This is a genomic window from Mycobacterium sp. 1465703.0, assembly GCF_001672975.1.
Taxonomy (GTDB): domain Bacteria; phylum Actinomycetota; class Actinomycetes; order Mycobacteriales; family Mycobacteriaceae; genus Mycobacterium.
The window spans coordinates 1-12,057 of the sequence record NZ_LZKU01000163.1; the positions used below are offsets into that span (position 1 = coordinate 1).

At 65.7% G+C, this 12,057-nt stretch carries 13 protein-coding genes; 6 read left to right on the forward strand and 7 right to left on the reverse strand.

The features are described 5' to 3' along the window. On the reverse strand, positions 1-605 hold a 605-nt coding region (locus tag A5625_RS14120; RefSeq protein ID WP_197516104.1), incomplete at its 3' end, for a glycogen/starch/alpha-glucan phosphorylase. A gap of 304 nt (positions 606-909) precedes the next feature. On the opposite strand from A5625_RS14120, the gene A5625_RS14125 reads away from it, so the two are divergent. Then, a complete protein-coding gene (locus A5625_RS14125; RefSeq protein ID WP_232003688.1) occupies positions 910-2,409 on the forward strand; it encodes an MFS transporter in 1,500 nt (499 codons plus the stop codon). A 54-nt stretch (positions 2,410-2,463) separates the two neighbouring features. Here the strand turns inward: A5625_RS14125 and A5625_RS14130 are convergent, their stop codons facing one another. Beyond that, on the reverse strand, positions 2,464-2,787 hold the full coding sequence (locus A5625_RS14130) for a multidrug efflux SMR transporter (protein WP_066994583.1): 324 nt from the start codon (positions 2,785-2,787) through the stop codon (positions 2,464-2,466). 87 nt (positions 2,788-2,874) lie between these two features. Here A5625_RS14130 and A5625_RS14135 point away from each other — a divergent pair, with 87 nt between their 5' ends. From A5625_RS14135 to A5625_RS14150, 4 genes are all read left to right on the forward strand, one after another. Continuing rightward, positions 2,875-3,798, forward strand: a complete 924-nt coding sequence (locus A5625_RS14135; RefSeq protein ID WP_082984407.1) for an alpha/beta hydrolase — start codon at positions 2,875-2,877, stop codon at positions 3,796-3,798. Further along, positions 3,795-4,259 (forward strand): DoxX family protein, encoded by a 465-nt coding sequence (locus tag A5625_RS14140; protein WP_066994588.1) that lies wholly within the window; start codon positions 3,795-3,797, stop codon positions 4,257-4,259. The genes A5625_RS14135 and A5625_RS14140 overlap by 4 nt, the downstream gene beginning before the upstream one ends. Positions 4,260-4,348: 89 nt before the next feature. Beyond that, positions 4,349-5,146 carry an SDR family NAD(P)-dependent oxidoreductase gene (locus A5625_RS14145; RefSeq protein WP_066994591.1) on the forward strand — a complete coding sequence of 266 codons (798 nt, stop codon included), beginning with the start codon at positions 4,349-4,351 and terminating at the stop codon, positions 5,144-5,146. Continuing rightward, positions 5,147-6,106, forward strand: a complete 960-nt coding sequence (locus A5625_RS14150; RefSeq protein ID WP_066994600.1) for a phosphotransferase family protein — start codon at positions 5,147-5,149, stop codon at positions 6,104-6,106. It abuts the gene before it with no gap. A gap of 8 nt (positions 6,107-6,114) precedes the next feature. Here the strand turns inward: A5625_RS14150 and A5625_RS14155 are convergent, their stop codons facing one another. Further along, entirely contained in the window at positions 6,115-6,363 is a 249-nt protein-coding gene (locus tag A5625_RS14155; RefSeq protein ID WP_066994602.1) for a hypothetical protein, read from the reverse strand. Between the two features lie 168 nt (positions 6,364-6,531). Here A5625_RS14155 and A5625_RS14160 point away from each other — a divergent pair, with 168 nt between their 5' ends. Next, the gene (locus tag A5625_RS14160) at positions 6,532-7,215 is read left to right on the forward strand and encodes an MspA family porin (protein WP_066994805.1); all 684 of its coding nucleotides are present in this window, start codon (positions 6,532-6,534) and stop codon (positions 7,213-7,215) included. Positions 7,216-7,228: 13 nt separating this feature from the next. Here A5625_RS14160 and A5625_RS14165 read toward each other — a convergent pair whose 3' ends face one another. From A5625_RS14165 to A5625_RS14180, 4 genes are read right to left on the reverse strand one after another with little or no spacing between them, the layout of a single operon-like run. Next, on the reverse strand, positions 7,229-8,524 hold the full coding sequence (locus tag A5625_RS14165; RefSeq protein WP_066994605.1) for an acyl-CoA dehydrogenase family protein: 1,296 nt from the start codon (positions 8,522-8,524) through the stop codon (positions 7,229-7,231). A 3-nt stretch (positions 8,525-8,527) separates the two neighbouring features. Next, positions 8,528-9,670 (reverse strand): CaiB/BaiF CoA-transferase family protein, encoded by a 1,143-nt coding sequence (locus A5625_RS14170; protein ID WP_066994608.1) that lies wholly within the window; start codon positions 9,668-9,670, stop codon positions 8,528-8,530. Next, positions 9,667-10,443 (reverse strand): enoyl-CoA hydratase/isomerase family protein, encoded by a 777-nt coding sequence (locus tag A5625_RS14175; RefSeq protein ID WP_066994611.1) that lies wholly within the window; start codon positions 10,441-10,443, stop codon positions 9,667-9,669. Before A5625_RS14175 ends, A5625_RS14170 begins: the two co-directional genes overlap by 4 nt. Before the next feature lie 2 nt (positions 10,444-10,445). Then, entirely contained in the window at positions 10,446-11,669 is a 1,224-nt protein-coding gene (locus A5625_RS14180) for an acetyl-CoA C-acetyltransferase (protein WP_197516105.1), read from the reverse strand. Between the last annotated feature and the right edge of the window lie 388 nt (positions 11,670-12,057).

The following is a 12,057-nucleotide window of genomic DNA, read 5'->3' on the forward strand; positions in this document are numbered from 1 at the left end:
CCCGGCACCCAGCGGACGCGATCGCGGCCGTTGTCGTCGGCGTAGTGCTCGGCGTAGCCGCCCCACTTGACCAGGAAGCTGACGTCGGGTTTGGCGATCTCCCAAGGGTTTCCGTTGGACAGCCAGTTGTCGGTCTGCTCGACCTGCCAGCCGTCGTGAATTTCCTGGTCGAAGATGCCGAATTCGTAGCGGATGCCGTAGCCGATCGCCGGGCGTTCCAGGGTGGCCAGCGAATCCAGGTAGCAGGCGGCGAGCCTGCCGAGGCCGCCGTTGCCCAGTCCCGGTTCCTCCTCGCAGGCCAGAACCGTGTCAAGATCTTGGCCCATCGCTTCCAGCGCCTCGTGTGCTGCCCGCTCCATGCGCAGGTTCAGCAGATTGTTGCCCAGTTGCGGACCCATCAAGAATTCCGCCGACAGATAGCACGTCACCTTGCGGCCGAGGTCGAGTGAAGTCTGCGTCGAGGCTACCCGGCGGTCCTGCATGCGGTCCCGGACCGCGAGCGCGAGCGCGCGGTAATAGTGCTCGGGCCGCCGCGCGGCCGCCGGACGCCCGATCGAGTACCGCAAGTGGTCGTTGATCGCCCGCTGCAACGCGGCCGCGCTCATCCCGGTGCGAGAGTGCTCAACCAAGTCGGCCCGGCTGGGAATGCCGGGCGAGAGACCATCGGAGGGCGTCTGATCGACATCGGTCATGGCGGGTCCTACTCGCTAGGGGATGGCGGGCAGTAACGCCCCGGGCCGCGACACGCCCGGTGGCGACAGACCGACAGTGTTGCAGCGATATTTGCACATCCGGAGCGGAATTGACGTCTGCAACGTGAACGGAATCACACGTACTGGCGACGAGACAGCGTTGCCAGCCGGGGTCGGTGAGACCGGGCGGCGACCCCATGGCGCAGAATCCTCACCCGTGGAGCGGCCTGGTGGCGGTGAATCGAGAGGGCCACGTCAACTGCCGTTGGCGTCGGCCGGTGCGCGCTGGCTCATCGCCGCGGCTGTCCTCGGTTCGGGAATTGCGCTGCTGGACGCGACCGTGGTCAACGTCGCGCTGCCTACCATCGGCCGGGAGCTTGGTGGGGGTCTGACCGGCCAACAGTGGGTCCTCGATGGCTACCTGTTGACGCTGAGCGCCTTGCTCCTCTGCGGAGGCGCTGCAGGCGACCGGTACGGCCGGCGGCGGGTCTTTCTTGCCGGACTGGTGGTTTTCAGCGTGGCTTCTCTCGGCTGCGGTTTGGCGCCGACGATCGGATGGCTGATCGGAACTCGGCTGGTGCAGGGTGTCGGCGCGGCGGCGTTGGTCCCCGGCAGTCTTGCGCTGATCGACGCCGGCATCATCGACAGCGACCGCGGCCGTGCCGTCGGTCTGTGGGCGGGCATGTCCGGCGTGACGACGGCGCTGGGTCCCTTCATCGGCGGCTGGCTGGTCGACGCGGCGTCGTGGCGCTGGGTTTTCCTCTTGAACCTTCCGCTGGCCGTCGTGGTGGCATGGATCGCGACGCGGCATATCTCGGAATCTCACGATCAAACCGCACGGGGCGGCCCCGACATCCCCGGGACTGCCGCCGTCACGATCGGCCTGGCGGGGGTGATCTTCGCGCTGATCGAGGCGCCTTCGCGCGGTTGGTCGTTCGTGACTGTCACCCCCGCATTTGTGGGGCTGACGGCGTTGGTCGCTTTTCCCATGATTGAACGGCGCGTACGGTCACCGCTGTTGCCCCCGAAGCTTTTCCGCTCGACGCAATTCACCGGCGCCAACCTCACCACCTTGGCTGTGTACACGGCGATCGGCGGTGCGTTGTTTCTCTTGACGCTGCAGCTGCAACAAAGCCTGCACTACTCTGCCCTCGCGGCCGGGCTGGCGACGTTGCCGATGACGATCATCATGATGATCGGCTCCCCGTTCGCCGGTGCGTTAGGGGAGCGGACCGGCCCCAGGCTGCCCATGACGGTCGGCCCGTTGGTCGCTGCGGGCGGTCTGGCGTTGATGGCGCGTATCGTGCCCGGGGCAACTTGCCTGGCTGTAGTGCTGCCCGCGGTGGTTATCTTCAGCGTCGGCCTGGCGATCACTGTGGCGCCTCTGACTGCAGCCGTTCTTTCTGCTGTTCCCGAGAGCTATGCCGGGACCGCTTCGGGTGTCAACAACGCGGTTTCGAGGATCGCGAACCTTCTCGCAATCGCCGTGTTACCGGTCGCAGCCGGGATCAACGCAGCCCCCGGGACGCCCCTCGGCCCCGGCTTCTCGTTGGCGATGATCATCGCCGCGGCCGTGTGTGTGGTCGGCGGAAGCGTCGCGCTGGTGACCATTCGCACCGGCGCCGACTTTGCGCATCAGTTGGTGCCGGGCATCAACCACGCCTGTCAAGACCCGTGCACCCGACGACCGGGCAACCGCGCGCCCGACGCGGTTTAGGTCTGCGACAGGAGCCAGCGGATCGTTGGTTGCCACGGCGGATTAGCCGGCCTGTCAGTGCGCGCCAGTCAAATTCAGTGTGACCACTCCGGCGATGATCAGCCCGACCCCGACGATCTTGGTCGCAGATATCGCGGACCCCAGGAACAGCACGGCGATCAGCACGATAAGAGCCGTACCGATGGCCGACCACAACGCGTAGGCGACGTCGGTCTGCATGCCGCGCGAAATCGACAACGCGAGCAGCGCGAAGGAGACGGCGTAGCCGACCAGGCATACCACGGTCGGCCACAGTCGTGTGAAACCCTCCGTGCTCTTGAGCAGACTGGTCGCGATCACCTCTGCGAATATGGCGCAGAAGAGAAATAAATAGCTCAAAAACGCCTCCTTGCGTACCCGTGTACACGTACGTATTTACATGACATGGAACCGATGGCATCTGCTGACTCGAAAGGATTGCGCCGGATGACACTTACCGCGCATCAATTGAAGATTGACGTCAGCGAGGTGATGGGGGAAACAGCGTCGCTGGCGGCGACTTACTATCCGGTGCGCACCGGCGCGAAGGCACCCGCCGTGTTGGTTTGTCTGCCGGGCGGTACCTACAGTCGCGAATACTGGGACCTTCGCATCCCCGGCCATGACGGATACAGCTTTGCCGATTTCGCCACCGGCAATGGGTACGCCGTGGTGACCATCGACCCGTTGGGCACCGGCGAAAGCTCGCAGCCCGCAGGTGATTTCGATTTCACCGACATCGCCGCCACGCTGGCATGCGCGGTCTCCGCCTTGCCGGACACCACCGGCATCTGTGCGCCCCCGGTCGCAATCGCGCATTCCCTGGGCGGGTATTTGGCCATCACCCAGCAAGCGCTGTTTCGCAGTTATGCCGGCATGGCGGTTCTGGGCTGCACCAATCAACACGTGGCACCGCTGAACCTGGATCCGGCGTTCATCGCCCGCGCGGCAACCGCGCAAGGCCGCGCCGAGTTGGCCTCCGAGATCCTTTCTGCACTGCCGCAGACGTACTTCGAGGGTCCGCGCGAGTATTTGCAGAGTTGGTTCCACCTCGCTGACGTCCCCGCCGACGTCGTCGCGGCGGACTGCGTCACCGCAAAGTCGATGGTGCCGCGCATCTTCGGCACCGCCATGATCCCCGGTGTCGTCGCCGAGCATGCCGCATCGATCGACATTCCGGTGCTCGTCGGTTATGGCGTCGTCGACGTCTCACCCGACCCACGCGCAGAGGCCGGCCTCTATCGCAGCTGCCCGGACATCACCACCCTCGTCATCGCCGACAGTGCGCACTGCCACAACATGGCGTCGAGTCGGCGCCGGCTTTGGCGGCGCCTGCTGGACTGGACAGTGACCGTGAGTTCGCGATCGTGACGAAGAATCTCGAGCAAAAACTGGTTCGCTGTGCCCCGGCCGCGCTGAGTCTGTTTCGATGCGTCTACGGCCTGCTCTTTGCCGCATACGGCTCGAGAAGCCTGTTCGATTGGCCCGTCCGTTCCCCGGTCCCTATCGAGTTCGCGGCATCGCCCGAGTGGTATGCCGGGCTGATCGAACTCGTCGCGGGTCTGCTCATCGCCGCAGGGTTGTACACCCGCGCCGCCGCGTTCGTCGCCTCGGGAGAGATGGCGGTCGCCTATTTCGCCATCCATCAACCTCGGGCGCTGTGGCCGGTCGCCGATCCGCCGGCGGGCAACGGCGGGGCCCTGGCGATCCTGTTCTGTTTCGCCTTCTTCCTGCTGGTCTTTACGGGCCCCGGCAACTACTCCCTGGACGCGCGCCGCGGGCGGCGGGCCGCTCGGCGTCGGGGCGATGACGGGCGATTCGAAAAGCCGTGACGCAATGCTTTCCCTCGATCGCCGATAATGGCATTCTCTGATACGGAGAAGCCGTTTCCGACGGCGGGCGGTTTCGGAGGAGGTCGACGATGAGCGCACGACGCTGCGACGGGATGGTGGCTCTGGTCACCGGAAGCAGCCGGGGTCTGGGCCGGGCAATCGCCGCGCGGCTGGCTTCGGAAGGTGCGACGGTGGCGTTGACCGCCCGCACGATGGACCCCGATCCCAAATACCAGGGGTCGCTGAGCCAGACCCGCGACGAGATTGCCGCCGCGGGCGGAAAGGCCATCGCCGTCCAAGCGGACCTGTCCCAATCCGAGGACCGGGAACGGCTTTTCGCCGAGGTCGTCAGTGCCGTCGGCGCCCCGGACATCCTGGTCAACAACGCCGCGGTGACGTTCCTGCGGCCTCTGGAAGGGTTCCCCGAGCGGCGTGCCCGGCTGATGATGGAGATGCATGTCCTCGGGCCGCTGCATCTGTGTCAGTTGGCGATACCCGCGATGCGTGACCGCGGCCGCGGCTGGATCGTGAACCTGACCTCGGTGGGCGGCGACCTGCCGCCCGGGCCGCCGTTCTCGGAATTCGACCGGACCGCGGGCTTCGGCATCTACGGTACGGCCAAAGCGGCGCTCAACCGATTGACGAAAAGCCTTGCGGCTGAACTGTACGACGACGGAATTGCGGTCAATGCCGCCGCTCCGTCCAATCCGGTGGCGACGCCCGGCGCCGGCACCCTCGACCTGGCCAAAACCGACACCGAGGACATCGCGCTGATCACCGAGACGGCGTTCCGGTTGTGCACGGGTGATCCGAAGACCCTGACAGGTCGCATCGCACACACCCAGCCCTTCCTCGCCGAGGTCGGCTGGACGGCGCCGGCGGGCTGAATGGCCGAGCTCAATCTTGACGAGCTGCGCCGGCGACTCGACCGGATTGGTGTCCTGGACATCGCTCCGCTGGCCGGGGGAGCGTCCGGTCTGACCTTCGCCGGCGCCAGGGATGGCGAACGTGTGGTGATCAAAGTCGCTCCGCCGGGCGTCGAACCGGTCGCGCATCGCGACGTACTGCGCCAGGCCCGTGTCATCAAAGCGCTTGCCGGCAGCGGTGTTCCGGTCCCGGCAGTCCTGTGCGAGGACGCGGGGGATCCACCCGACACACCCCCGTTGTATGTGATGTCGCATGTCGACGGCGATTGTGTGGAACCGTTGTTCGACGGTTTGCCGTCGACCGGAGGTCTGTCCGATCGGTATCGAAATGCGTGCCGGGCGATGGCCGCGCTGCACAGACTCGCGCCGACGGACCTCGGGCTGGGCGATGAACCGGTGGTCGATCCGGTCGCCGAAGTCCACCGGTGGTCCGACACGCTGCGGACTGTCGACCCGGCGCTGGTGCCCGACTGGCCGAAAGTGCGTGATGCCCTGCTGGATTGCGCACCGAGCGCGATGATGCCCCGGGTGGTGCACGGTGACTTCCGGCTGGGCAACCTGCTCGCGACCGGGCCGCAGGTGAACGCCGTGATCGATTGGGAGATCTGGTCGATTGGCGATCCGCGCATCGACGTGGGCTGGTTCCTGATCAACAGCGACCCTGACACCTACCGCCGGGTCGCGGGGCCCGACGGCACGGTGCCGCCGATCGCCGAGCTCGCCGGGCTCTACCAGAGTGAGTTGAGTTGCCAGGTAACTGATTTGCCGTGGTTCACCGCGCTGGCATGCTTCAAGTCGGCCGCAACCTGGTCGTTGATCGTCAAGCACAATCGCCGCCGATCATCGCCGCGAGCTGAGTTGGAAGATATGGCAGCAACTTTGCCGAGATTGCTCGACCGTGCCCGATCAACGCTGGCTTAACGCCGGTATTAGTGGCAGCGCACCAGAAGATTTTCGCAGATCATTCCGACATCGCCCGTATCGTTCACGGGCTGGCCTTCATTGGATGGGTTCTGCCACGTAGTCGGAAACGGGCTCCATATCTCGTCCATCCCTGGCGGCGGTTGGGGTCGCGGATCGACGTTCGGGCTCGCGTAGGCCACGCCAGAGGAGCTCAGCAGGGCGATGATGGTGGACGCGCAAACCAGCAATCCGCGAACGCGCATGCGCAGCGTCATCGCCGCCTCCTCGGTTTCTGGCCGGATTGTTGGCTTTGGAATTGAACTCTACCTTTGCACCGCATCGCATAACAGTTACAAACACACAACAACTTCGTCCGGCTGTTCAGCAAATTTCGCGACTCGAATCGTCGGGTGCGTACGGTGTCGCACGTGAGGCCCGTGTCCATGGTGGTTCGTCGCGCGATGGTGGTTGCCGCCTGCCTGGTGATTTCGTTGCCCACGGCGGCAACGACGGGTGCAGATCCCGACGTCGTTCCTGCCGCTGCGGAAGCAGCGCCGGACGTCGAGGGAGCGATGCCGTCGAATCCGCCGGCAATCCTCAATACCCCCGACGGTTGGACCTTGGGGGTGGGCGCTAAGGACGAGAAGCAGGTTCCGGTGGCGCCGTTGACCACCGCCACGTCGTCGCGTGAGTATCTCGCCAGCGGGATATTCGTCGGCTCGCTGGTGGGGCCGGGACAGCCCCAGGGTGTGCTCGAGGTGGGGTACGAGATCGGTTGTGGCATCGACATGAGCACCTCCGATGGCGTCACGATCGGGGGGAGCGCCGGTGTTACCCCGGGTGTGACGGGGCCGGTGACCGGTGTGCCGTTCGACCTGTTGCCGTTGGTCATTTTTCCGACCTCGAGCTTGCTGAATGTGGGGCTCAAACCCGGTCTGGTGGTTGTGGTGCCGGTGGTCAAGAAACAGTTCCGGGGACCGAATCCCTGGGTGATGGTCAGCGACTTCCACGTCAAGATCGACGGGTGCGTGGGCGAGTCGTTCATCCGGTCTTATGCAGTGCTGAATCGAGTGACCGACGAATCCGACGTGGTGCTGTCCTACATCGGTGTTACCAAGAAGGTCTGATCGGGCTCGCTGCTCAGCTGCGCGGAATGCCCGCCAACTTGTCGGCGAACTTCGCCTCCGCGGCCGCGCGCAACCGCAATAGATGTTCGGAGGGAAACAGATCAGGTGCGGGTTCGCGGTCTTTCAGCAACAGCCGTGCCAGCGTTACCTTGTGTACTTCGGTCGGACCGTCCGCCAGTCCGAGCACGAAGGACTCCACCAGATACTGCACAAACGGCATCTCGTGGGTGGTGCCCAACGACCCGTGCAGTTGCAGCGCCCGCGACGAAACATCATGCAGCACCTTCTGCATCATTGCCTTCACCGCCGAGATGTCGGCTCGCACGGCCTTATAGTCGTTGAATTGGTCGATCTTCCAAGCGGTTTGAAGGGTCAGCAGGCGGAACGCCTCGATCTCCATCCACGAGTCAGCAACCATCTCCTGCACCAGTTGCTTGTTGGCCAGTACCTCGCCCTGGGTGTAGCGCGACGCAGCCCGCTCGCAGATCATGTCGAAGATCCGGCGGACCAGGCCCACCGTGCGCATTGCATGGTGAATCCGCCCACCGCCCAATCGGGTCTGCGCGACAACGAAGGCCCCGCCCCGCGGCCCCAACATGTGGTCGGCAGGTACGCGGACGTTTTCGTAGCGGACATAACCCTCACGCCCACCGCCGATTGGCTGATAACCCAACCCGACGTCGCGTAGCACGTTGATGCCGGGGGTGTCGCCGGGAACGACGAACATCGAGTAACGCTGATACGGCGGCGCCTCGGGATCGGTCATCGCCATCACGATGATGAACGACGCCATCGAGGCGAACGACGAAAACCACTTCTCGCCGTTGATGACCCAGTGATCACCGTCTTGCTCCGCGGTGGTGCGAAACACTTTGGGGTCGGCCCCGCCCTGCGGTTCGGTCATCGAAAAGCACGAGATGATGCGGTTGTCCAGCAGCGGCTCCAGATAGCGTTCCTTGAGCTCGGGTGTGCCGTAGTGCGCCAGGATTTCGCTGTTGCCGGAATCGGGCGCCTGCGAGCCGAAGACGATGGGTGCGCACTCCGAGCGGCCCAGAATCTCGTTGAGCAGAGCCAACTTCACCTGCCCGTAGCCGGGACCGCCGAGGTGCGGGCCCAGGTGGGTGGCCCACAGTCCCCGCTTTTTGACGATCTCCTGCAACGGCGGTATCAGCGCCTGACGCACCGGGTCATTGAGATCGTGAGATTCCTTGACGATCAGGTCGATCGGCTCGCACTCTTCGCGCACGAAGCCGTCGACCCAAGCCAGTTGTTCTGCCCACTGCGGGTCGGTGGAAAAGTCCCACGACATCAGTTACCCCTTCTTGCTTTGTGCCACCACGCCGGCGTCGACGAGTTTGGTGATGGTGTTGCCATCCAAGCCCAGTTCACCCAGCAGCGCCCGGGTGTGATCACCGGGCAGCGACGGCGATGCCGGCAGCCCGGGCGCGGTCCGCGAGAAGCGGGGCGCCGGCGCGGGCTGCGTGATGTCGTCAAGCTCGACAAATGTCTGCCGAGCGACGTGGTGTGGATGCCGTGGCGCCTCGGTCAGCGAAAGTACCGGTGTTGCACAGCTTCCGGGCGAGTCGAGGAGGCGCTCCCACTCGGCGCGGGACTTCTCGGCAAAGCGTGCGGCCAGTGCCTCGCGGTGGGCGGCCCACGCCGCCGGCTCGTCATCGTCGTGGGGCACATCCACGTCGAGCCGATCACACAGTTCGGCGTAGAACTTTCGTTCCATGGCGCCGACGGCGATATGGCCGCCGTCGGCCGTGGCGTACGTACCGTAGAAGTGCGCGGCGCCGTCGAGCAGATTGTCCTGACGCCGGTCGCGCCAAGTGCCGGCGGGCAGCATCCCGAAATACGGTGTCAGCAGGGCGGCGACGCCGTCGACCATCGCCACGTCGAGGACCTGACCCCTGCCCGACTCGCGGGCCTCGAGGATCGCGCTCAGCAGCCCGACCGCCAACAGCATTCCGCCGCCGCCGTAGTCGCCGACGAGATTCAGTGGCGGAACGGGTGATTCGGCGGTGCCAATAGCGTGCAAGGCACCCGTCAGCGCCAGGTAATTGATGTCATGGCCGGCGTGGCCGGCCATAGGCCCGTCCTGTCCATAGCCCGTCATGCGGGCATAGACCAGGCGGGAATTGCGCTGGCACAGCGTGTCCGGACCGATGCCGAGGCGTTCGGCCACCCCGGGCCGGTATACGTCGACGAACGCGTCGGCGTCGTCGGCCAGTCGATGGACAAGGTCCCGGCCGCGAGGATCTTTCACGTCGGCGGCGAGTGAGCGCTGACTGCGGCGGACCGTGTAGTCGACGGGTAGCGGACCGTCGACTCCGGCCACCGCATCGATGCGAATGATGTCGGCGCCCAAGTCTCCCAGCAACATTCCGCAGAACGGCGCGGGCCCCAACCCGCCCATCATGATGATGCGCACGCCGTGCAGGGGACCGGTCATGAAGACCACTTCTTGCGGCGTTCGGCCGCTTCGTCGGTCGCGTGTGAGATCACCTGATTGCGGTTTTCCAGTTCCATGGCCGATGCCAGGTTCGGGGCGTCGGTGTTGACGTGGATGGTGCGCTTGGTCAGTTGCACGCCGAGCGGAGCATGGCTCGCGATCAGCGCTGCCAGTTCTACCGCGCGGTCGGCCAGCTCGTCCGGTTCGACAACCTCGCTGACCAGACCGCGGCGATCGGCCTCGGTAGCCGATACGGTGCGGCCGGTGAGCATCCAGTCGGCCGCCACACTGGTGCCGACGATCCGCGGTAGGTGATAGCTCATCCCCATCTCGGCGCCCGAGAGCCCGAGCAGGATGGCGGCGTTACCGAAAGAAGCTGCCGCAGAGCAGATACGGATGTCGGCCGCCAGGCATAGTGCGAGTCCGGCCCCCACGCACGGGCCGTTGACCGCGGCGATGACTGGTTGCGGCAGCGCGCGCACCGCTTCGGCGAGTGCGGCCATCCTCTCTTGAAAGCGCATCCGGTCCAGCGCGGGTGCGCTCGCCTCCAGCATCGAGGGTCCGAAGTCGCGCATGTCGATGCCCGCACAGAACCCGCGCCCGGCGCCGGTCAGCACGACAGCGCGCACTGCCGCGTCGACGGCCAGATCGCCGAGCACATAGCGCAATTCGGTCTGCATCGCCTCGTCGATGGCGTTGAGCCGCTGTGGCCGGTTCAACCGCAGAATGACCACGCCGTCTCGGGGCCGTTCGAGCTCCACAGTGTCGGGCATGGTCACACCCGCTCGATGATCGTTGCCGTACCCATCCCGCCGCCGGTGCACATGGTCACCAATCCCGTTGTCAGATCACGACGTTCGAGCTCATCCAGCACGGTGCCGATCAGCATGGCGCCGGTGGCTCCGATGGGGTGGCCGAGCGCGATCGCGCCGCCGTTGACGTTGACCAGCTCCGGGTCGATGTCGAGATCGCGCATCGTCTTGAGCGGAACGGCGGCGAAGGCCTCGTTGATTTCCCAGAGATCGATGTCGGCCACGGTCATGCCCGCGCGTTCCAGACATCGCTGAGCGGCGGGCCCGGGCGCGGTGAGCATGATGATCGGTTCCGTGCCGATGGCCGCGGTGGCCCGGATTTGCGCTCGTGGCGTCACCCGATGGGTGTGCATCCAGTTCGAGGAGGCTAGCGCCACCGCGGCGGCGCCGTCGACAACCCCGGAGGAATTGCCGGCATGGTGCACGTGATCGATGCGGTCGATGTCGGGATAGCGCTGCAGGCAGATCTCGTCGAACGTGCGATGCTCACCCTCGGCGCACGCGGCACCCATCGCGGCAAAGGCCGGTTTGAGGCGGGCCAGTGACTCGGTGGTGGTGCCGGGGCGGGGATGCTCGTCACGTTCAACGCAACCGTCCGGTGTCGGAACGTCCACCAGCGAGCGCGCGAAGCGCCCCTGTTCGATGGCCGCGGCGGCGCGGCGTTGGCTCTGCGCGGCGTAGGCGTCGACGGTCTCGCGGCTGAATCCCTCCAAGGTGGCAATGAGATCGGCCGAGATACCCTGCGGGACAGTCGGATACAGTGCACGAAGGTCCGGGTTGTTGCCGTCGATGGTGGGGACTCCGGCGGTGACGTCCCAGCGCGACATCGACTCGACACCGCCGGCGATCAGCAGATCCTCGCTGCCGGCGGCGATGGCCGACGCCGCAACGGTGACCGCTTGCTGGCCCGAGCCGCAGAATCTGCTGAGCGTCATCCCTGGAACGCTCTCCGGCCAACCGGCCAGCAGCACCGACAGGCGGGCGATGTCGTCGCCGTGGTCGCCGCTGAGGATGCCGTTGCCCGCGATCACGTCGTCGACGTCGGCGGGATCGAAATCGACCCGCTCGGCCAGCGCGGTGAGACAGCGGGCGAGCAGGGCTTGTGGATGGACGGCGTGCAGGCCCCCGTCCGGGCGGCCACGCCCGCGGGGCGTGCGGACCGCGTCGAGAATCCAGGCGTCGATGATGGACTCCGATCGTTAAGGTTCGGGGCGTGACCGTGACAGGTCACCAGCGATCGTAATCTGTCTCTCGACTGCGGAGAACCGCCTTCTCCGAATCGGCGAAGCTGTTCTCGGCCGACGCAGGGGTGTGGCGGATGGCGTTTCTGCGGCCACATTTATCCCGCCAGTCCCGCCTGTACCGGCTGGAAAGGATTCGCTCTTTTGCCCGCCTCGCAGCGACAATGGCGCGGGCGCGCGGTGGCAGCACGGAGGTGTCGCTGTGAGGCGGGCAAAAGGCACTGTCCTTCCGTGGCGCACTGTCCTTCCGCGGCGCACTGTTCGTCCGCGGCGTACCGTCCTGCCGCGGCGCCAAGCGCAACCGGTGCGCCTTCATGACTCCAGATCAAGCACC